General features: G+C 70.3%; 16 protein-coding genes. 5 read left to right on the top strand and 11 right to left on the bottom strand.

Annotated elements, in window-relative coordinates; genetic code table 11:
• Positions 1-151: 151 nt before the first annotated feature.
• A complete protein-coding gene (locus tag OG589_RS29930) occupies positions 152-1,042 on the top strand; it encodes a hypothetical protein (RefSeq protein ID WP_405141191.1) in 891 nt (296 codons plus the stop codon).
• A gap of 220 nt (positions 1,043-1,262) precedes the next feature.
• Entirely contained in the window at positions 1,263-2,633 is a 1,371-nt protein-coding gene (locus tag OG589_RS29935) for an MFS transporter (RefSeq protein WP_405141193.1), read from the top strand.
• Here OG589_RS29935 and OG589_RS29940 read toward each other — a convergent pair.
• From OG589_RS29940 to OG589_RS29955, 4 genes are all read right to left on the bottom strand, one after another.
• Positions 2,608-5,112: an FtsX-like permease family protein gene (locus tag OG589_RS29940; RefSeq protein ID WP_405152156.1), complete on the bottom strand. Its 2,505-nt coding sequence runs from the start codon at positions 5,110-5,112 to the stop codon at positions 2,608-2,610. The two genes, OG589_RS29935 and OG589_RS29940, sit on opposite strands and share 26 nt — an antisense overlap.
• Positions 5,113-5,353: 241 nt before the next feature.
• On the bottom strand, positions 5,354-7,996 hold the full coding sequence (locus OG589_RS29945) for an FtsX-like permease family protein (protein WP_405141195.1): 2,643 nt from the start codon (positions 7,994-7,996) through the stop codon (positions 5,354-5,356).
• Positions 7,993-8,724, bottom strand: coding sequence for an ABC transporter ATP-binding protein (locus tag OG589_RS29950; RefSeq protein WP_405141196.1), 732 nt, complete (start codon positions 8,722-8,724; stop codon positions 7,993-7,995). The genes OG589_RS29945 and OG589_RS29950 overlap by 4 nt, the downstream gene beginning before the upstream one ends.
• 2 nt (positions 8,725-8,726) lie before the next feature.
• Entirely contained in the window at positions 8,727-9,287 is a 561-nt protein-coding gene (locus OG589_RS29955) for a PadR family transcriptional regulator (protein ID WP_405141198.1), read from the bottom strand.
• Positions 9,288-9,376: 89 nt separating this feature from the next.
• Between OG589_RS29955 and OG589_RS29960 the strand changes: the two genes are divergently transcribed.
• Together OG589_RS29960 and dacB are read left to right on the top strand one after the other, a co-directional pair.
• On the top strand, positions 9,377-9,916 hold the full coding sequence (locus OG589_RS29960; RefSeq protein ID WP_405141199.1) for an FHA domain-containing protein: 540 nt from the start codon (positions 9,377-9,379) through the stop codon (positions 9,914-9,916).
• Positions 9,917-10,025: 109 nt separating this feature from the next.
• Positions 10,026-11,588: a D-alanyl-D-alanine carboxypeptidase/D-alanyl-D-alanine-endopeptidase gene (gene dacB / locus OG589_RS29965; protein ID WP_405141200.1), complete on the top strand. Its 1,563-nt coding sequence runs from the start codon at positions 10,026-10,028 to the stop codon at positions 11,586-11,588.
• A gap of 309 nt (positions 11,589-11,897) precedes the next feature.
• On the opposite strand, the gene OG589_RS29970 is transcribed toward dacB, so the two are convergent.
• The 7 genes from OG589_RS29970 to OG589_RS30000 form a co-directional block, all read right to left on the bottom strand.
• Positions 11,898-12,659, bottom strand: coding sequence for a hypothetical protein (locus OG589_RS29970; protein ID WP_405141201.1), 762 nt, complete (start codon positions 12,657-12,659; stop codon positions 11,898-11,900).
• Positions 12,656-12,898: a hypothetical protein gene (locus OG589_RS29975; protein ID WP_405141202.1), complete on the bottom strand. Its 243-nt coding sequence runs from the start codon at positions 12,896-12,898 to the stop codon at positions 12,656-12,658. Before OG589_RS29975 ends, OG589_RS29970 begins: the two co-directional genes overlap by 4 nt.
• 274 nt (positions 12,899-13,172) lie before the next feature.
• Positions 13,173-14,159, bottom strand: coding sequence for a ketol-acid reductoisomerase (gene ilvC / locus OG589_RS29980; protein ID WP_405152157.1), 987 nt, complete (start codon positions 14,157-14,159; stop codon positions 13,173-13,175).
• A gap of 52 nt (positions 14,160-14,211) precedes the next feature.
• Positions 14,212-14,736 (bottom strand): acetolactate synthase small subunit, encoded by a 525-nt coding sequence (gene ilvN / locus OG589_RS29985; protein WP_363911534.1) that lies wholly within the window; start codon positions 14,734-14,736, stop codon positions 14,212-14,214.
• Between the two features lie 40 nt (positions 14,737-14,776).
• Positions 14,777-16,567, bottom strand: coding sequence for an acetolactate synthase large subunit (locus OG589_RS29990; RefSeq protein ID WP_405141203.1), 1,791 nt, complete (start codon positions 16,565-16,567; stop codon positions 14,777-14,779).
• A gap of 230 nt (positions 16,568-16,797) precedes the next feature.
• Entirely contained in the window at positions 16,798-19,470 is a 2,673-nt protein-coding gene (locus OG589_RS29995; protein WP_405141205.1) for an EAL domain-containing protein, read from the bottom strand.
• Between the two features lie 222 nt (positions 19,471-19,692).
• Positions 19,693-20,601, bottom strand: a complete 909-nt coding sequence (locus tag OG589_RS30000) for a 2-hydroxyacid dehydrogenase (RefSeq protein WP_405141206.1) — start codon at positions 20,599-20,601, stop codon at positions 19,693-19,695.
• An 83-nt stretch (positions 20,602-20,684) separates the two neighbouring features.
• Here OG589_RS30000 and OG589_RS30005 point away from each other — a divergent pair, with 83 nt between their 5' ends.
• A complete protein-coding gene (locus tag OG589_RS30005; protein ID WP_405141207.1) occupies positions 20,685-21,854 on the top strand; it encodes a PQQ-dependent sugar dehydrogenase in 1,170 nt (389 codons plus the stop codon).

Consider the following 21,854-nt stretch of genomic DNA (forward strand, 5'->3'; position numbering starts at 1 on the left):
TGAATCCACTCACGAACGTCCCGCCATCCGAGACACCGGCGCGTACCCTTCTAAACTGGATTCCACGCGCAAGCCGCCATCTTGGTATTGATCACAATATTTCTTGACGATTAGGCTGATAAGCTGTGTCCCACTACCTATCGTTTGTCGTATGAGCATCGGGAACCCCGCTCTCGGAGAAGTGCTCGCGCAGCACGGCAGCCCCCATCGGCTACTGGCGGCCCTTGCCGAGTGGGGCATCCTGGTAGCCGTGCGGCCGGACCGCTCCGTCGTGCTCGGCACGACGCAGACCGGCGAACGTGTGCTCCTCGGGTACACCGGCCCGAACACCTACGCGCGGCACCGCGGCAACCACTCGCTGTCGGCCTGTGACGCCGACACCATCCTCGACATCCAGCGCGTCACCGGCGTGCGGGAGATCGTCATCGACGCCGCGGGCCCCGCGGCGGCGGCCATCCCCATCGAGGACCTCCAGCGCTACCTCGCCGCCACCCGCAGCGGGCAGCACGCTCCGGCCCTGTCCAGCGCGTCGCCCACGGCGTACGCCACGGGCGCCATGGCGACGGTCTCGCGCCACACCACGGTGCCCAGCTCGCCCGTCCTGGAGCGGAACGCCTCGCCGGTGCCGCAGAGCCCGCCGGACGCGCCCGCGCGGCCGTGGATCCCCTCCCCGAGACCCCACCTGTCGGGCCCGATGCAACAGGTCGACCCGGGGTACAAGCGGTGCGTCCACCCGATCCTGCCCGCGCTGCGCGTGGCGATCTCCGAGCTGCTCCGCGACTTCCCCCTGGTGCACCACGTGTGGATCTCCGAGGCCCGTACGGTCTCGGGGTCCTCGGGCATCATGCTCCACGTCAAGGTGCACACGCGGGCGGCCGAGGACATCGTGAGGGACCTGCACCGCATGGTCCGCGCCCGGCTGCCGCAACTGGCGGCCAGCGAGGCGCCCGTGCTCATGGCCCGCGTCGCCGACGCCAACACCGAACGCCGCATGATCGAGCTCGGCGCCCACGTGGTGTGCGCCGACGTCTCCGACTGCTGACCGACCGCCGGACCGGCGCCCAGCCGTGTCCGGCGGACCGGCTGCCATCCACGGCCACCCGGCCCTCGCCGCACCACGGACTTCGGATCCGAACCGCCGTCACCGTCCCCCATCACGGACCTCGGGTCCGAACCGCCGTTTCGCACTTCGGATCCGAATCCCCCGTGAACGCCGGTGATTGGGGCTGGCGGCCCAAGGCCGTGTGGGCTGTAATTACGCAATGATCCCTTCGACGGCGGCACCCCGGCCCCAGGCCGTCTCGCGAGGCGTGCGGCTCGGCTACGGTGTGGGCTCGTTCTGCACCGCGACGTTCAGCGCCATCCCGGGCCTGCTGCTGTTGTTCTACCTCACCAACATCCTCGCGGTGCCCGCGTGGCTGGCCGGCGTGGTGGTCTTCGCCCCCAAGGCGTGGGATCTGGTGATCAACCCACTCGTGGGCCAGTGGTCCGACCGCACGGTCTCGCGGTGGGGCCCACGGCGTCCCTGGCTGCTCGGCGGGGCGATCATCCTCCCCATCGCCTTCGCGCTCACGTTCGCGGGACCTCCCCTGACCGGCACCCCGGCCGCCCTGTTCGTCGGCGCCTTCTTCCTCATCGCCGCGACCGGGTACGCGCTGTACGAGGTGCCGTTCAAGGCGATGCCCGCCGAGATGACGGACGACTACCACGAGCGCACCTCGCTCCTGCAGTGGCGCATGATCTTCGTCGCCCTCGCGGTGGCGCTGAGCGGCATCATCGCCCCGGCCATCGCGTCGCACTCCCTCGACGGCTACCGCATGATGGGGATCATCTTCGCGGCCGTGCTGCTCGTGTCCATGCTCGCGTCCTTCTTCGGTACGGCCCGCGCGCCGCTGACGGGCAGTTCCGAGCCGGAGGCGACCCTCAGGGCCCAGCTCGCGGCGGCGAAGGCCAGCCGGCCGTTCCTCTGGCTGCTCGGCCTGTCGAGCGCGCAGACGCTGGCCGCGGGCGTGATGCTCGCCAGCGCCCCGTACTTCGCCTCGTACACCCTGGACAACCCCGCGGCCACCAGCACGCTCTTCGCGGCGCTCGTCGGCCCCATGCTGATCACGATGCCCCTGTGGGTGTGGCTCGCGCGCAAGATGGACAAGCGGGGCGCGATGATCCTCTCGGGCGCGCTCTTCATGATCGGGGCGCTGCTCGCGGCCCTCACCCCCGCCTTCGGCGCCCTGTACGCCCACCTGGTGACGTTGATCATCGGCGTGGGGTACGCCGGTCTCCAGCTTCTTCAGTTCTCCATGCTGGCCGACGTGATCGCCCACGACTCCGCGAGGAGCGGGAAGCGCAGGGGTGGCGTCTTCACCGGCCTGTGGACGGCCGTGGAGAGCGCGGTGACCGCCCTCGGCGCCCTGGTGGTCGGCGCGGTGCTGGGGGCCGGAGGCTTCATCTCCTCCGATCCCGAGCACCCCGTCACCCAGCCCGGCAGCGCCCTGACCGCCATCATCCTCACCCAGGCCGTCATCCCCGCCGTCATCATCCTCACCGGCATCCTGATGACCCTGAAATACCGACTCACGGCCACCGACCTCGCCGGCGCGACCCCTCAGGTCATGTCACCCGGCGCGTCAGCGTGACCCGGGTCCGCGCGAACACACCGGCCACCAGACCGGCCACCAAGGGAAGCAGCACCACCAGGCCAATGATGTCCGCCCAAGGGATGACGACCCCTGGTTCCGGCGTCGGGGGGTAAAGGGGGTACACCCTCAACGACCAGGCGACGGTGATTCCCGGGACGAAACCCACGACGGCCCCCAGGACCACACCTGTCGCCGCGATGAACCATGCCTGCCCCATGGTCACCATCCGCCTGGTGCCAGGTGGCGCTCCGATCACCGCGAGAGTGGTCACATCGGGCCACGCGTCGACGGCGGCCAGGCCGGTGGCGGCGAACGTACCACCGAGGACAAGGAGCAGCGCCGCAGCGCCCAGCACCAGCACGTTCATCTGTCCCTCGTATCCCCGCTCAACGTGGCCGGAGACGTTGGGCCCCCAATCGCCCAGCATGCGCAGGACCCGTTTCTCCTCCGCCCGTGTGATCACGTGACGGCCGGGGTCGACGAGGAACTGCTCCACCCGCGGCTTGAGACCGAGGTTCGTGGCCGGTGGCACCGGCACCAGAACGTCCGCGAGCCCCGGCTGGACAGGCGTCATCTCGATCGCCGGCACGCTGACGGCACGACCGGCCGGGTCATCGTCGCCTCCGTCGAGATGCAACGCGACCTTTCCACCGGTCACGACCCCCGGGTGGAAGACCACCGCCTTTCCGCCCGCGAGCGCCGCGGCCGCGGCCGGCTCGTCGCGGCCGGCGAGGTATCGCAACAGGTCCCGCCCCCCGATCACGACCCGGTGCTTCGCGCACATCTGCTCAGGAACACATGACAGGGAGCGCACCCCGACGCCGCTGCCGAAGTCCTCCTGGAAGGACGGCCGGGCCACCTCGATGAGCGGCACTCCGGGCAGTTCTCGCTCGATGCCCGTACGCAGCCTCCGGGCCTGGTCCGGACGCGGGGCCACCATGTCGACACTGAGCGTGCCGTACACCTGCTCTGGGCGGTAGCCGACAGCCTGCCGCGCCTGGTTGGTCGCCACGACGATCATCATCGCGACGAGGCCCACGGTGGCAGCGGCCACGGCGGCAACCGCGGGGGCCGTCCGGCCACGATTGCGGGTGGCGTCCCGCGCGGCGAGCCTGAATGGGAACGGAAGACGGGCGGCGAGGCCGGCCGCCACCTCCACCAGCCAAGGCGTCAGCAGGACCAGCGCCACCATCGTGCAGAAGGATCCACCGACCAAGCCCAGACTGCCGAGACCATCGAGGAGAAACCAAGGTTCCCGCACGGCGGCATGGATCGTGACGGCGAACCCGGACACGAGCAGGGCCAGACCGGCCAGGGGCCAGCCCTTGCGTATCCGCGCCTCACCGCGAAGCCCGGCCAGTGCCCCCACCACGTCGGTGCGCGCAGCCTGACGAGCCGGGACCACCGCGGCGAGCAACGCCCCGGCGATCCCGAGCACGACGACGCCGGCGACCTGGCCGATCGGCACCTCGTACGGACCCGCCAGTGAGCCGTTGACATGCTCCACGACCGGGATGGCCGCCCACGCCCCGGCGAGTCCCCCCGCCGCTCCGCACGATGCCGCGACGCCTCCCAGCACCAAGGCGTCGGCGAGCACCATGGAGCCGAGGTGATGCCGTGCCCCTCCCTGCGCCGCGACGAGCGCCAGTTCCCGCCGGCGGCGCCGGATTCCCACCGCGAACGCGGGCCCGGCCAGCAGAACGACCTCCAGCACGATCATCATGATGACAAGGGCCGCGATGGCGAGCCTCTCTGTATCCGTCGAGATGACCATGCCCATCTCCATGATCGTCCCCTGCGGGTGCTTCGGGTCGGAGATGACCGCACGTGACTGTATGACCAGGCCTTGGGCGTTCAACCGCAGCACGTGATTCCAGAGCACCGGCCCCGGCGTGTCGACGAGCCACTCGCTTTGCCGCCCTGCGGTGCCGGGCATCGCGACCACCAGGCCACGGCCAAGGCTGTGGGCGTCGTCCACCACCCCCACGACGCGATAGGAAATGGTGGACGAACCGGAGAGCGAGATAGCCGATCGGATGCCCACGCCGTGCCGTGCGAGCCACGTGGACACGACGACCTCGTCGGCGGCCGCGGGGAATCGGCCCTGCCTGAGGAGGTACATCCCGCGAGTCAACGGATCACGTAGGTCGATCTCCACCACCGGAGTGGGATCAAACCATTTCCCTCGATAGACCCGCGAACCAGACCTGATGGGGATGACCCGGCTGCCCGGCGGCAGCAGGCCTGCGACCTCCTCCGCCGTCCAGGGCTTCGCCCCCTGGGGTGAAGGGTCGCCCGTCGTGATCGCGTCCCGCCCCAGATAGTCCTGAAGGACACGCCCACCTGGGTAGGGCGGAACACGAATGCGCGCGTCCGCCGTACCCATATCCCGGCTCAGGCCCTCCTCCGGCGTGACCTCGAAGGTCGCGATGAGAACCGGCAGTGCGGTGATCACCAGAACCGGCAGCCCGATCATGGTGACCACCAGGGTGCTTCTCCCCTTCGAATGCCAGGCGTTCCGCCGAGAGATGCGTAGGGCAGCACGGATGCCGCTCACGCGGTCACCGCCACGGCGCTGTCGGCCATCATGCCGTCGCGAGCATGCACGGCTCGCGTTCCTTCACTGTGGACGAGTGCCGCGCCGGCGAGCCGGACAACCCGTTCAATCTTCATTAGTGGTCTCCTGGGAAGTGACGACAACGGCCTCGTGGCGTCTTTCAGGTGGGGCGGCGGCGTGCGTTCGGGCGGGTTGCGCCGAGTAGGCCGGTGGTGAGGGCGGCCAGGAGGGGGAGGCCGATGAGGAGGGTCGTGAGGAAAGGCCAGGGGAGGCCGATCACCGCTCGCTCGTGCTGGGGAAGGGCCACCGGGACGCCGTCTGCGCCGTACGCCGTCGAGACCGCTTCTCGCGCGGACGCCGACCAGGTCGCCGCGATGCCCGGCACAAGGCCCGCGAGCAGTCCGGTGGCGACGCCGAGGGCGGCTATGACGAACGCCTGGCATGCGACGACCGCGCGGCGTGACCCCGGGCTCGCGCCGACCTCCGCCAGGGTGGTCAGCTCCGGCCGGGCGTCGGCGGCGGCGAGGCGGGTGGCCACGAACGTCGCGCCGAGCACCATGACGACCGCCGCCGCGGCGAGAAGCAGCATCATCCCGGTGTAGTCCTGCTCGAAGCCGCGCTCCACCCGGACGCCCACATGCATGGTGATCGCCCCGATCCCGCCCGCGAGCCGGTCCTGGACGGCCCGGGACGGCCGGTATCGCCCCGGATCGACGAGCAGGAGACGGGACTCCGCGCTGAGGTCATGGCCCTTGAGGGCCTCCGCGGACATGACGACACGCGCCCAGCCCTCACCCGTCGCCCGGATGCCGACGGCCGGCAAGGTGAGGTTCTCGGTTCGCCCGCCGGAGTTCTGCGGCGTGAGGGACAGCTGGATCTTGCCATTGCTTACGTAGGACGGGTTCAACACCACCGCGCGACCCGCCTCCAGAGCCGCGACCGCAGACGGATCGTCCCTTCCCAGAGCGAAGCGGAGCAGCATGCGGTCGCCGATCAGCACGCCGCCCATGCCGCTCAGGTCCGGGGAGATACGGGACGCCTGGCCCTCGTTCTCCGCACCGGGAGAGGAGATGGACGTCAGCATCAGGGCGCCGTCCCGGCTGGTCGGCAGGGCGACGTCGATCAGCGGGACCCCGGCGGGCAACGTACGACGAGCGGCCTCGTGTACCCGGCGCCAGAGTTCCTCGGGAACCCGGTCGCGGCTGATGATCGTGGCGCCAGGTGGAGCGGCGGGCCGGTAGTCGAGGGACGCCCTGCCGAAAAGACTCGTCCCGGCGACGGTCAGAGCCGTGACCAGTGCGGTCGCCGTCATGACGGCGGCGACGGCCGGAGCCGTGCGCCCGCGGTGACGGGCCGCGTCCCGTGCGGCGAACCGCAGCGGGAGCGGGAGCCGCCCCGCGAGGCGGCCGGCCCCGCCGACCAGCCACGGGATCACGGCGACCATGCCGAACTGGGTCAGCACGGCGGCGACGAACACCCATGTCACGCCGTGCCGGGGTGTCATCAGCGCGGCGGCGACGCCGCCCGCCAGGAGGACCAGGCCGAGCAGCGGCCATCCGACCCGATCACGCCTGCGCTCGCTCCGTCCCGCCAGCACCGCCACGATGTCGGTACGGCTCGCCTGCGCGGCCGGAGCGAGGGCGGCGGCCAGACCACTGGCCGTACCCAGGAAGACGATCAACGCCACAACCGCCCACGGCACGCTCAACGAGGTCATCACGCTGTCGAAGACTCTCTCGGCCCAGGGCATGACCGCCACGGCGACACCGATGCCCGCCCCCGCGCCCGCGGTCGAGGCACCCAGCCCGAGCACCAGGCCGTCGGCGAGTACGACGGCTCGAAGCTGACCTGGCGTGCCGCCCTGGGCCGCGATCAGGGCCAGCTCCACGCGCCTGCGGCGCAGCCCCACGGCGAAGGCCGGGCCGGCGAGGAGCACGACCTCCAGCACGAACATCACGATCATGAGCGGCGCTATGACCACCAGGGGATCGCGGTAGCCGGGGCTCTCCGTGGCCGGGAGGCGCGACCGCTCGGGTGGCGGGTCGGCGAGAACCGCCCGCGAGATCACGATCAGCCCGGACCCGTTCAGCCGCCGCACGTCCTTCCATGTCACCGGATGGGGGGCATCGACGAGCCAGGCCCGTTTCTCGGTCGAGGCCATGTCCATCCCAACCGGACCGATCACGCTGCCGGGCAGCGCCACCATCCGCGTGCCGGACGAGTCGGACGGCACGAGCACGACGCCGACGATCCGCATCGGCCGCCGCTGCGGGGTGACCAGCAGGGTTCCGCCCATCCGGCCGCCCCCGTCGAGGATCTCCCGTGTGACGACGATCTCACCGGCCGCCTGGGGAAGCCGTCCGTCCAGGAGGCGGTAGGCGCCTCCGGCGAGCGGATCTCTCAGGTCCAGCTCCCGCAGGGTCCCCAGGTCTCGTGTCTCCCCGGTCTCATAGGCGATCCTCTCCTCCCTCAAAGGGATGACCCTGCTCCCCCGCCCGAAAAGGGCGCCGATCTCGACCGCCGTGAAGGGCCGCGGATGCTCGCCGGGCGACCACCCGTAGCCGTCGCCGGTCGGCTCCTGCGTGACACCGCTCCAGCCATGGTTCCCCCACACCAGCGCGTCCGCGCTGCCGAGAGTGCGCGAGGTCGCGGACGCGGCGTTGTCGAGGGTGCTGAGAAGCGTCGCCAGGGCCGTGACGACCAGCACGGGCAGGCCGATCATCGCCACGATCAGGGCGGCGCGTCCCGGGGACCTGGCGATGGTCCTCCGGGAGAGGCGTAACGCGGATCTGGTGGTGCTCATCGGGTGGTCGCCTGGGCTTCGGCGGAGTCGGCGATCTCGCCGTCGCGAAGGAAGATCACGCGGTCGGCCCAGGCGGCGTAGCGCGGCTCGTGGGTGACCAGGAGGACGGCGGATCCGGAGTCGGCGCGGGCGCGCAGTGCCTGGATGACGTCGTCCCCGGTGGGCGTGTCCAGGGCGCCGGTGGGCTCGTCGGCCAGGAGCACGCGGCGCACGCCGACCATGGCGCGCGCGATCGCGACGCGCTGGCGCTGGCCGCCGGAGATCTCGTCGGGGAAGCGGCCGGCGACCTCGGCGACGCCCATCTCGGCGAGCGCGTGCGACGCCTCACTCCGGGCCTTGCCCGCGCGGACCCCGTCGAGCTCCCGCGGGAGCATGACGTTCTCCACGGCCGTCAGCGAGGGGATCAGGTTGAGGTCCTGGAAGACGTAGCCCACGTGACGGCGCCGCAGCTCGGCCAGCCGCCTGGGGGGAAGGGCTCCGACGTCCGTGCCCTCGACGACCACCTGTCCGGAGGTGGGCCGGTCGAGGCCGCCCGCGAGGTTGAGCAGCGTGGACTTGCCGGAGCCTGAGGGGCCCATGACGGCCACGAGTTCTCCGGCCGCGACCTGCATGCTCACCCTCTTCAGCGCCTCGACGGCCGCCGCTCCGGAACCGTGCACGCGCGACACCTCCACGAGGCTGATGACGGGAGCGTCCGCCGTTTCCGCGGAAAGATCAGGGTTGGTCATTCCTACTCCTGGGACGAAGGCGCGGTGCGGGAGGGATCCGCCGGGGGTGGTGTGTTCGGGGAGAGGGACGCGATGACTGCCTCGCAGTGGTCGAGCCAGCGTTGTTCGGCCTCGGCTTGGAAGATCATGGAGTCGAGCACCAGGCGTTGCGCGGTTCCGGCCTCGGCGCGTTTGGCGCGGGTCAGGTTCTGCAGGGTGCGCATGGTGGCGGTGCGCTGGGCCTGCACGACCTGGCGGACCTCGACGCCCGGCGCGGTGACGGCCATGGCGAGCTTGATCACCAGCTCGTCGCGGGGCCGGTCGGCCTGGGCGATGGGGGTGCCGAACCATCGCGACAGCTCCGACCGGCCCTTTTCTGTGATGGCGTACACCACCCGGCCCTGGTCATCCTGCTCGCCGGGCGCCACGAGGCCGTCGCGCTCCATGCGGGAGAGCGTCGTGTAGACCTGGCCGATGTTCAGCGGCCAGGTCGCCCCCGTGGACGCCTCGAACTCCACACGAAGCTGGTAGCCGTAGCGCGGCCCCTGGGTCAGCAGGGCGAGCAGGCCGTGGCGGATCGACATGAATACTCAGTATGCATACCGAGTATGCTCTCGACAAGAGATCCCGCATATTCTGGACACCTTGCCGTTGCCAGCCTGATACTCGGGAGATGAGCTCGACGCACCCGCCTGTGCGCGCCTCCGACGGGGACCGTGATCGCGCGATCAGTGAGCTCCGCGATCATGCACTCGAAGGACAGATCTCGCATGACACCTTTCTCGGACGGGTCGATCGAGCGCTGCGTGCCCGCAGCCGCGTCGAGCTGACCGACCTCGTCTCCGATCTCCCGCCGAGCGGCAGATGGCGGCGGAGGCTGACCGACGCCGTGGCCTCGGTCTCCGACCTCACCACCCGCATCGAGACCGCGTGGCGCCGCCCGCGCCTCCCCAGGCTCGCCCTGCCAGGCGACAGCCGTACGCGCTACGTGGTGGGCCGCGGCTCCGACTGCGACCTGATCCTCACCGACCTCACGGTGTCACGCGTGCACGCCGAGCTCCGCCGAGACAGCGAGGCCTGGCTCCTCGTAGACCTCGGCTCGCTCAACGGCACCCGGCTGAACGGCTGGCGTCTGGTCGGGCCCGCCCACGTCCGCGCGGGCGACGAGATCTCCTTCGGCGAGTGCGCGTTCCTGGTCTCCCTGCCGCAGTAAGCGGTTCCGGCCGGACAAGATACGAACATTTCCGTATTGCCGTCTGGGCAGAGGTTCTCGATGATCGCGGCATGATCCGGGCCATCTATTTCTGGAGGAACCCGTGCGGATGCCCCGACGACCGGCCGGACTGCTGACGGCAGTACTTCTCACCCTCACCGTGACGTGGGCGTCGGGCGCGGGCGCCCCTGCGAACGCCGCTGATCCGGCGCCCGGCGTCGCCGATCTCGTCAAGGACCTCGACCAGATCCTCAATGCCTCGAACCTCGCCGTGGCCCGTTCCGGTGTGGTCGTCAAGAGCGCCTCGACGGGCGAGCAGCTGTACGGGCAGGACCCCGGGAAGGTGTTCCTCCCGGCCTCCAACACCAAGTTGCTCACCTCCACCGCCGCCGTCGAGACGCTGGGTCTCGACTACCGCTTCACCACGAGCGTGCTGAGCTCGGGACGCCGCCTGGGCTCGACCCTGGCCGGTGACCTCTACCTCAAGGGGACCGGCGACCCGACCATGCTCGCCGCCGACTACGACGCGCTCGCCGCCAAGGTGGCCGACTCCGGCGTCAAGATCGTCACCGGCAAGCTGGTCGCCGACGACACGTGGTTCGACGACGTGCGGCTCGGCACCGACTGGGCGTGGGACGACGAGCCGTACTACTACGCGGCCCAGATCTCCGCGCTGACCGCCTCCCCCGACACCGACTACGACGCCGGCTCGGTGATCGTCTCCGTCGCCCCCGGCGCGTCGGCGGGCGCCGCCGCCAAGGTGACCACCACGCCGCCGACCGACTACATCACGATCGAGAACCACGCCACCACCGGCGCCGAGACCGACGTCCTCGTCAACCGCGTGCACGGCACCAACAAGGTCGTGATCACCGGCACCGTGGCCGGCAAGTACGACGAGTGGGTCACGGTCGACGACCCGACAGGGTACGCCGCGTCGCTGTTCAGGAAGGCACTCGCCAACCACGGAGTGCGCGTGCTGGGCACGACCGGCCGGGGCGCGACGCCGGAGGCCGCCAAGAGCGTGGCCCAGCGCGACTCCATGCCGCTCAGCGAGCTGCTGGTGCCCTTCCTGAAGCTCAGCAACAACATGCACGCCGAGATCCTCACCAAGGCGATGGGCCGCAAGGTGTCCGGCAAGGGCACCTGGGACGCCGGGCTGGCCGTCACGCTCGGGTTCGCCGCGAAGAACGGGGTCAAGGCGGTGCGGCTACGCGACGGCTCGGGCCTGTCGCGGCTGGACGGCGTGACCCCGGGCGAGCTCACGGGGTTCCTCATCACCATGCGCTCCAAGCCGTGGTTCAAGACCTGGTACGACGCCCTGCCCATCGCGGGCAACTCCGACCGCTTCACCGGCGGTACGCTGCGCAGCCGCATGGCGGGCACCCCGGCGGCGAACAACGTGCACGCCAAGACCGGCTCCCTGACCAGCGTCACCGGGCTGTCGGGCTACGTGACCAGCGCCGACGGCGAGCCGCTGGTGTTCTCGATCCTGACCAACAACTACCTGACCGGCAGTCCGAAGACGACCGTGGAGGACGCCATCGCGGTCCGGCTCGCGCAGTTCAAGCGGGACACCCCGGTGGACGCCACGGTGCAGCTCAAGAACGCGACCCCCGAGGGTCCGGAGAGCGACCTCGAATGCTCCTGGCTCAAGCCCGTCCAGTGCTGACCCGCACCTGAGGGGCCGGTGCTGTGATCCCGTCCTGAGGCCGAAACGCCACCGGCTCCGTCCCGTGTGTGACACGGGGCGGAGCCGGTGGCGTTCGACATGCCCGAGAGCGTGCCGGAGGAAGGAGCGCGCCGGCGCGGGTGCCGCCGATGGCCTTGGCGTGCCAGATGGGTAGAGCGTGCACGGCCGGGCAATCGATCGCCGCGCAACTAAAGGATCCGGCGGCGTCCTATAGCCGACGTGGGTCCTCGACAGACAAGACGTGATCGCGGTTCCAGCGAGCAATCGTCGAGGCCTGCCGTACAGTCGTTACTCTTGCTCGCCTTCGGCCAGGAGCGCCGCCGCGGCATGCAGGTCCATGAGATTGGACCAGATCACCTCGCCGGATTCGACATCGCGGTGAGGCATTACATCGGGATACCAGCTGTCGCGATCGCAGCCAGGCACGGCATCGAGGATGGCGGCCTGGTCGGCGATGGTTACGTGGCCGATGATGCGGATGCCCACGTAGGTCTCGTGCCCTTCATCCGCGCGGACCAGGACGGCAAGCGTATAACCAGCAAGATCCTCCCGCTGTTCGCGCCCGGTCAGCAGGGCGTGGGTGACGAGGGTCCGAACGCATGCCTCCATCCGGAGGACGCTGCGTTCGGCCTCTTCAAGCCGCAGGCGAGCTTCATCCAGTGGGCCAGGAAGTAGGTCCTTTGTGCAGGTGTCGCTGGTCAGCGCCGGCGTGTGGGAGCTGTTGTATGCCTTCCGGGCCTGCCGGGCTCGTTCGGTGAGCGCCGCATAGAAGTCGTCCGGGCTGCCGTCCTCGCGACGTCCGGCTGCTACCAGCCACGGGCAGCGGTTGTCCGGCCAAACCGCTCCCCGCCATCGCTGGATCTTGACTTTGAAGAGCACGTTGTCATCCACCGAGACGATGCGCTCCCGGGCGCTGTCCCCGGCGAACTGAGCGGACGCCTTGCGGATCAATGGGTGATCGATCTCGTCCAGCGCCACGCGAGCGGGCGGCAGCTTGGCGATGCCGAGGTCCTCACGCAGGCAACGGATGGTCGGACGAGTAGGGTTCACCCTTCCTCCACACCGCCGAGTTCCTCGATCTGCTCCTTGGTCAGTCCGGAGACAAGGGCCACCCTCGCGGCATGTGTCCCGTCCAACTGGGCCATCGCCTCCTGCATCGCCGCATGTAGTTCTGCCTGACGGACCTGGAGATACACGCGTACGGCTTGCGCGACGAACTCCTTTTTCGTCACGTGCAGGAAGTGCGCACCATGAGAGATCAGGCGATCGGTTTCGGTATCCACCTTCAAGGGAGCCACGTTTGAGCCAGCCACAACAACCTCCAGTACCCAATGGTACCTGGGTCCCGACTCGGCCGAGGGCCCTACGCTAGTCGCGAGTCCTGCGGGAGGTGGCGGAGGATGCGTTACCGGCGGGCAGTGAACAAAGCGGGTAGAACGTCAACTCGCAGCCGTGGCACGGCGCGGGGCGCTGGAGCGGGGACAATCTGAAGGTCGAGCCGGAAACAGTGATCGCCCGAGCTGGGCTCGGGCGATCACTGTCACGCGGAATGGCCGAGGAGGGTTACTTCTCCTTGAGCCAGCTCATCATCGGGCGGAGCTTGGCGCCGGTCTTCTCGATGGGGTGCCCGGCCAGCTCCTCGCGGTACTTGCGGAAGTTGCTCTGGCCGCTGTCGAACTCGTCGACGAGCTCGCGGGCGAACTCGCCCGACTTGATCTCGCCGAGGATGCGCTCCATCTCCTTCTTGGTTTCGCTGTTGACGATGCGCGGCCCGCGCGAGTAGCCGCCGTACTCGGCGGTGTCGGAGACCGACCAGTACATCTTGGAGATGCCGCCCTCGTACATGAGGTCGACGATGAGCTTCATCTCGTGGAGGCACTCGAAGTAGGCGACCTCGGGCTGGTAGCCCGCCTCGATCAGCGTCTCGAAGCCGGTCTTGATCAGCTCGGACACGCCGCCGCACAGCACGGCCTGCTCGCCGAACAGGTCGGTCTCGGTCTCCTCGGTGAAGGTCGTCTTGAGCGCGCCGGCGCGGGTGCCGCCGATGGCCTTGGCGTACGAGAGCACCAGCGGCCAGGCGTCGCCGGTCGCGTCCTTCTCGACGGCCACCAGGACCGGGACGCCGCGCCCGGCGGTGAACTGCCGGCGGACCAGGTGACCCGGGCCCTTGGGCGCCACCATGGCGACGTCCACGCCCTCGGGAGCGTCGATCAGGCCGTACCGGATGTTGAGGCCGTGCCCGAAGAACAGCGCGTCGCCCTCGACGAGGTTCGGCGCGACGTGCTCGGCGTACAGGTGACGCTGGATGTGGTCGGGCGCGAGGATCATGATGAGGTCGGCCTCCTCGGCCGCCTCCCCCGGGCTGAGGACGCGCAGGCCGTCGTTCTCGGCCTTCTCGCGGCTCTTGGAGCCCTCGGGCAGGCCGACCCGGACGTCCACCCCGGAGTCGCGGAGCGACAGCGCGTGGGCGTGGCCCTGGCTGCCGTACCCGAGCACGGCCACGTGCCGACCTTGAATGATCGACAGGTCGGCGTCGTCGTCGTAGAAGATCTCAGTCACTAGCTTGCCTTTCGTGGTTTCGTACGGCTCGCCGGCAGCACGCTTACGCGCTGCGGTCCAGGGCCCGGAGCGAGCGGTCGGTGATGGAACGGGCGCCGCGGCCGATGGCCACCATGCCCGACTGGACGAGCTCCTTGATGCCGAACGGCTCAAGCACCCTGATGAAGGCGTCGAGCTTGTCCGGCGTGCCGGTGACCTCGATGGTCACCGCGTCCGTGGCGACGTCCACGCAGCGGGCGCGGAAGAGCTGCACGAGCTCCAGCACGTGGCTGCGCGTCTCGGCGTCGGCCCGGACCTTGATCAGTGTCAGCTCCCGCTGCACGGACTGGGAGGGGTCGAGCTCGACGATCTTGATCACGTTGACCAGCTTGTTGAGCTGCTTCGTGACCTGCTCGAGCGGTAGCTCGGCGACGCTGACGACGATGGTCATCCGCGAGACGTCGGCGTGCTCCGTCGGCCCGACGGCCAGTGAGTCGATGTTGAAGCCCCGCCTGCTGAACAGCGAGGCGACCCGGGCGAGGACGCCCGGCTTGTTCTCGACGAGAACCGACAGCGTGTGGCGGCTCATGCGTTCCCTCCCGAGAAACCCGTCAGACGTGCGAAGCGGCTCACAGCAGCTCCTCGTTGTCCCACACGGGAGCCATGTCCCGAGCGATCTTGATCTCGTCGTTGCCGGTGCCGGCCGCGACCATGGGCCAGACCATCGCGTCCTTGTGGACGACGAAGTCGATGACCACGGGGACGTCGTTGATCTCCATGGCCTTGCGGATCGTCGCGTCGACGTCCTCGGGCCGCTCGCACCGCAGGCCGACACAACCGTACGCCTCCGCCAGCTTGACGAAGTCGGGGATGCGACGGACCGTCTTCAGGTCGGAGTTCGAGTAGCGCTGGTTGTAGAACAGCGTCTGCCACTGCCTGATCATGCCGAGGTTGCCGTTGTTGATGACGGCCACCTTGATCGGCACACCTTCGATCGCGCAGGTGGCGAGCTCCTGGTTGGTCATCTGGAAGCAGCCGTCGCCGTCGATGGCCCACACCGTGGCCTCGGGCTGTCCCATCTTGGCGCCCATCGCGGCCGGGACCGCGAAGCCCATGGTGCCCGCGCCGCCGGAGTTGATGAACGTGCCGGGGTTCTCGTACTTGACGAACTGCGCGGCCCACATCTGGTGCTGGCCGACCCCCGCCAGGTAGTAGGCGTCCGGCCCGACGATCTCGCTGAGCCGCTCGATGACGTACTGCGGGGCCAGCGAGCCGTCCTCCGCCTTGTCGTACCCGAGGGGGTAGGTGTCCTTGTAGCCCTGGAGCGTGGTCCACCAGGCGGTGTAGTCGCCGACGCGGCCCTCGTCGTGCTCGTGCTTGACCGCCGCGACCAGGTCGGTGAGGACCTCGCGGCAGTCGCCCACGATCGGGACGTCCGCGTGCCGGTTCTTGGAGATCTCGGCCGGGTCGATGTCGGCGTGGATCACCTTGGCGTGCGGGGCGAAGCTGTCGAGCCTGCCGGTCACGCGGTCGTCGAAGCGCGTGCCGAGAGCGATGATCAGATCGCTGCGCTGGAGGCCGCCGACGGCCGCGACCGTGCCGTGCATGCCGGGCATGCCGAGGTGCAGGTGGTGGCTGTCGGGGAAGGTGCCCCTGGCCGTCAGCGTGGTGACCACGGGGATGCCGGTCAGCTCGGCCAGCTCGGCCAGCTCGGCGGACGCCCGCGCTTTGTGCACGCCGCCGCCGACGTAGAGCACCGGCCGCTTGGCCTCGACCAGGAGGCGCGCGGCCTCCCTGATCTGCTTGGAGTGCGGCCGGGTGACCGGGCGGTAGCCGGGCAGGCGCATGGTGGGCGGCCACGCGAAGGCGGTGGTCGCCTGGAGCGCGTCCTTGGAGATGTCGACCACCACGGGGCCCGGGCGGCCGGTGGAGGCGATGTGGAAGGCCTCGGCGATGATCCGGGGGATCTCGTCGGCATCGGTGACCAGGAAGTTGTGCTTGGTGATCGGCATGGTGATGCCGGAGATGTCGGCTTCCTGGAAGGCGTCCGTGCCGATCAGAGGAGCCACGACCTGACCGGTGATCGCGACGATCGGCACCGAGTCCATGTAGGCGTCGGAGATCGCGGTCACGAGGTTCGTGGCGCCGGGACCGCTCGTGGCCATGCAGACCCCGACGCGGCCGGTCGCCTGGGCGTACCCCTCGGCCGCGTGGCCGGCACCCTGCTCGTGGCGTACGAGCACGTGCCTGACCTTGGTGGAGTCGTAGAGCGGGTCGTAGGCGGGCAGGATGGCACCGCCGGGGATCCCGAACACCGTGTCGACCCCGACCTGTTCCAGTGCCCTGACGAGGGCCTGCGCACCTGTCATCTCTTCGGTCATCGGCTCGTTTCCTTGCGTGGCTGAGCTGGGTGTGGCCATAAAAAATGCCCCGCCCGCCGGGAGAGGCGGTGCTGGGGCTGGCGCGCAGGCTGGGGACTCTTCGTCAGCGACCCGCGCGCCGGCGAAGTACTACACCGTCAAACCAGGCTCGCGAGAGCCCGGCGATGAGGTCCCCAGTGATACGCATGCCGCAACGATAGCCCCTGACACATCCGACGTGTCAAATCCCCGGACACATGTCTCACCATATGGGATGTCGGGCGGAGATGCTAAGCGGTGTTCTGGAGTGGCGACAGACTCGTGCGCATCAGCGAGTCGACCCCCCTCGCCGCCATGGGCCTGGCCACCAGATAGCCCTGACCTCGGGTGCAGCCCATCTCGCGCAGGAGCTCCAGCTGCTCGGGACGTTCGATGCCCTCGGCGACGACGATCAGGCCGAGGTCGTGGCCGAGCCGCACGATCGTGCGGGTCAGCAGCGTGAGCGTCTCATCGCGGCCCAGACCCGACACGAACGACGGATCGATCTTGATCATGTCGACGGGAAGCCTGCGGAGCAGGGCGAGGGAGGCGTACCCGGTGCCGAAGTCGTCGATCGCGAGCCGCACGCCGAGGGCGCGCAGCTCCGACAGGCGGTTGATGATCTCCTCGGCGTCCTCGACGAGCATCTCCTCGATGACCTCAAGCGTCAGGGCGCTCGCGGGCAGGCCGCTCTCGGCCAGGGCCGCCTCGACGGTCTCCACGAACCGGGGGGCGGTGATCTGGCGGCTGGAGAGGTTGAGCGAGAGCCCGATGTCCCACGACGACGCCCGCCAGTTGGCCACCTCGCGGCAGGCCTCCCGCAGGATCCACTCGCTCAGGGGGACGATCAGGCCGGTGTCCTCCGCGGCGCCGAGGAACTGCTGGGGAGGGACGAACGTGCTCCCGCGCCACCAGCGCACCAGGGCCTCCACCGCCGTCACCCGGGACGTCGCGAGGTCGACCACCGGCTGGTACTCCACGGCGAACTGGTTGGCGAGGAGGGCCCGCTGGAGGTCGGCGGCGAGCTCGAGCCGCCGTACGACGTCGGCGTGCATGTGGGCGGCGAACACCTCGACGCGGCGCCCGCCGAGCTCCTTGGCCCTCGCCATCGCCACGTCGGCGTTGCGGATGAGGTCGCCCGCCGGGACGCCGTCCTCGGCGAACGCCACCCCGACGCTGGCGGTCAGCGCGATGTCGCGGTCGGCGACCCTGAAGGGCTCGGAGGACACCGCGCGCACCAGCCGCTCGGCGAGGTCGATGGCGGTCTGCGCGTCGGCCGTGCCCGAGCTGCCCGACGCGGACCCGCCCGAGCTGCCGGACTCCAGGAGCACCGCGAACTCGTCGCCGCCCCAGCGGGCCAGCGTGTCGTCCGCCCGTACGGCCGCGCGCAGCCGCCGGGCGGCCTGGCTGAGCAGGTAGTCGCCGCTGGCGTGGCCCACGGAGTCGTTGACCCCGGTGAACCCGTCGAGGTCGACGAAGACGACGGCCGTGCGCCCCGTGCCCCTGCGGGCGAGCACCTCGCGGGTGCGCTCCTCGAAGTAGGCGCGGTTGGGCAGGCCGGTCACGCCGTCGTGGAAGGTCAGGTGGGCGACCTGGTTGCGCAGCGCCACCTGGTCGCTGACGTCGCGCGTGGAGATGAGGACGAGGTCCTCGCCCTCGTGCGGGTGCCGGGTGGCGACGGACTCCGCGGGCCGCCAGGTGCCGTCGGCCGCGCGCACCCGGCAGGAGACCCTGCAGGCGCCCTGGCGGTCGCCGGAGGGCTCCTCGTCGGCAGTCATCGCCCGCAGCGCCGCCTGGACGGCGGGCGAGTCCTCCGAGTGCACGTAGTCGAGGATGGAGGTGCCGATCAGCTCCTGCGGGCTGTAGCCGTACAGCGCCTCGACCCCTGACCCCATCTCGCGGACGACCCCGTCGTGGTCGCAGACCAGGACGACGTCTCCGGCGCTCTCGGCCAGGTGGATGAGCCGGCGCTCGCCGGACTCCACGGTGCCGCGCATGCTCGCGGTCTCAAGGGCCATCACGAACACCCGGGCGAGCAGCACGAACACGACCGAGCCGCCGACGATCGGCAGCACCGCCACCGGATCGTCCAGCGGGCCCGCCAGCACGCGTACGACCAGGACGACGGCGGCGACGCCCGCCAGGGCGAGCGGCGCGCCGTCGACCACGGCGGAGGGCGTGGACCGCACCGGCTTGGCGCAGCCGCGGTTCGCCCAGGGCATGGCGGCGAGCAGCAGGAAGGCGACGGGGGCCACCATGCCCGCGATGAGCGGCGGGGTGCCTCCCACGGTCAGCCGCCCGACCGCCGTGGCGAGCTCACCGACGGTGATCGCCACGAGCACGACGAAGGCCGCCGTGCCGACCCGCCTGCCGCCTGAGCGCGCGGCCAGCACGGCCGGGGCCACGGCGCAGGTCGTGAGCAGGCACACCACGGGCAGGGCCAGCGTGCCCGGCTCCTCGGCCTTGGCGTAGGCCGGCCCGAGCAACCCGACCCAGCAGATCACGAAGAGGGAAGCGGCGCTGGTGTACGCGCTGGAGACGTAGTGGAGCACCGACCTGCCGTACGCGGGCCGTCCCACGCTGACGCCGCACCCGATGGCGAGCAGCAGGGTGCCCACGAGCAGCAGGACGTCGGCGAAGGTCAGCACGAAGGGCGTGCCCTCGGCGATCGGCCGCAGGCCGACACCCGCGAGCCAGGTGATCGACCCGCCGGTGAGCCAGCGCCACGAGGAGGACTGGGGACGCGGGGTGGCCCGCACCGCCGTCACGAGGAGCGAGAAGGCGGCGAGAAGCCCCGCCACCACCCCCGCGATCGCGGTGACGACGGAGTAGGACCCGCTGACGAGAAGGGCAGCCGCGAGGCCCACCGCGCCGAGGCCGGCGGCGGCGGTCAACGGGACCCTCGGGTCACGAAGGCCGTTCAACGTCGTCGCCCATACGGCTCATCCCTGTCACGTCGCCAGTGTCGCGCCCGCCCGGCGGCGGGAGGGGCGACAACCGCTGAGTCGTCACCGATCTGATAACCGCCGTGGTGCCTTCTAGCGGTTCGCGCGGTGAGTCTCACCGTACGCAGTTGAGGTCACGAGGCAGCCACGGTCTGGGTTTGCTTTCCTATCGGTCCGAGTCAGGAAGACGTGTCAAGCATGTCAGTAGGACCCCGTGATCACGTTGTTCAGTGGTTCTCCGGACAGATATCTCAACATCTGAGACCGTACGAGCCTGCGCGCCCGCCGGATCGAGGCGGGTGTGCTGCCCGCCACGTGGGGCGTGATGAAGACCCCGGGAGCCGTCCACAGGGGATGCCCCTCGGGAAGGGGCTCGGGGTCGGTCACGTCCAGTGCGGCGCGGACGCGGCCCCGCTGGAGCTCGGCGACGAGCGCGCCGGTGTCGACCACGGGGCCCCTGGCGGCGTTGACCAGCACGGCGCCGTCCTTCATCCTCGCGAGGAACGCGGCGTCCACCATGCCCGCCGTGCCCGGGGTCGAGGGCACCAGCAGCACCACCACGTCGGCCTCGGGCAGCAGGGCGGGAAGCTCGTCCTCCCCGTGGACGCCCTCACGGGCGGTCCTCGCCACCCGGACGACGTCGACCTCGAACCCGTCGAGGCGGCGCTCCAGGGCCTGGCCGATGGAGCCGTACCCGATGATCAGCACGGTGGCGTCGGCCAGCACTCCGGTGTAGCGGTACGCCCACTCGCCGCGCCGCTGGGCGTCGGTGAAGCCGGGGAAGTCGCGCAGCACCGCGATCATCGCTCCCACGGCCCACTCGGCCGTGCCCGCCTCGTGCACTCCCCGGGCGTTGCACAGGATGACCCCGTCGGGCAGGTGCGGGCGGTAGGCCTCCACGCCCGCCGTCACGGTCTGCAGGAGGCGCAGCTTCGCCATGCGGCCCAGAAGCTCCGGGGTCTGGCGCGGCGGCACCAGCGGGGGCACCCAGACCTCGACCTCCTCGGCCCCCTCCGGCGGCCGCGGGCCACCGTCGTAGAGGACGCAGTCCACGTCGGGCAGATCGGTCAGAACTTCGACGATGGCCTGCGAGGGAGCCCAAATCTTCATGACCGTTAAGCCTAACGATCCCCTACTGGGCCGGGAACCTGGCGGCGCCGGGACCAGTATGGAGTCACGGAGGAGGTCCAATAATGTCGAACCAAACCTTTTGTCCCATCGATGGCGGGCCCCGGGCCACGCGCAGGACCGCACTTCGGCGTGCCACGGTCGCCGGACGGGCGTTCGCCGCGATCACGGCCGCCGCCCTGGTCGCCGGGTGCACCCCCGGTACGGCGGCGCGCGGCGAAGGCGAGGAGGGCGGCACGCCGTCCCCGCTGGCCAGCGCCCTTCCCCAGCAGGAGCCCGCGACGCCCCGCACGCTCGTCGAGGGCCTGACCGTGCCGTGGGCGATCGCGTTCCTGCCGGGCGGCGACGCGCTGGTCACCGAACGCGACTCCGCGCGCCTGCTACGGGTGACCCCGGCCGGGAAGACGAGCCCGGTGGGGGTCGTGGAGGGCGTGTCCCCGAGCGGGGAGGGCGGCCTGCTCGGCGTCGCGGTGTCCCCGAAGTTCACGCGGGATCACCACATCTTCGTGTACTTCACGGCGGCGACCGAGAACCGCATCGTGCGCTACCGCTACGACGGCGGCCTGAAGGACCCGGAGACGATCCTCAGCGGCATACCCAAGGGCGGCATCCACAACGGCGGGCGGCTCGCGTTCGGCCCCGACGGGTACCTTTACGCCTCGACGGGCGAGACCGGCGACCGTCCCCTCGCCCAGGCCCTCGGCTCGCTGGGCGGCAAGATCCTGCGCATGACCCCCGACGGGAAGGCCGCCCCCGGCAACCCGTTCCAGAACGTGATCTGGAGCTACGGCCACCGCAACGTCCAGGGCATGGCCTGGGACCCCTCCGGCCGCATGTACGCCTCGGAGTTCGGCCAGAACACCTACGACGAGGTCAACCTGATCAAGAAGGGCAAGAACTACGGCTGGCCCACCGTGGAGGGCTTCGGCGGCCGGGACGAGTACGTCGACCCCCTGCTGACCTGGTCCACCGACGAGTCGTCCCCGTCCGGCATGGCCTATGCGGGCGGGTCGCTGTGGGTGGCCGCGCTGCGCGGCACCCGGCTGTGGCAGATCCCGCTGTCCGCCTCCGGCCAGGCGGGCAGGCCCATCCCCCGGTACGAGGGCGAGTACGGCCGGCTGCGGGCCGTCGCGGCGGCGCCGGACGGCAACCTGTACGTGTCCACCAGCAACAAGGACGGGCGGGGCTCCCCCAAGAAGGGCGACGACCGCATCCTGGTCATCCCCATGAGCTGA

Origin of the sequence: Sphaerisporangium sp. NBC_01403 (assembly GCF_045040145.1) — a bacterium.
Classification (GTDB): domain Bacteria; phylum Actinomycetota; class Actinomycetes; order Streptosporangiales; family Streptosporangiaceae; genus Sphaerisporangium; species Sphaerisporangium viridialbum.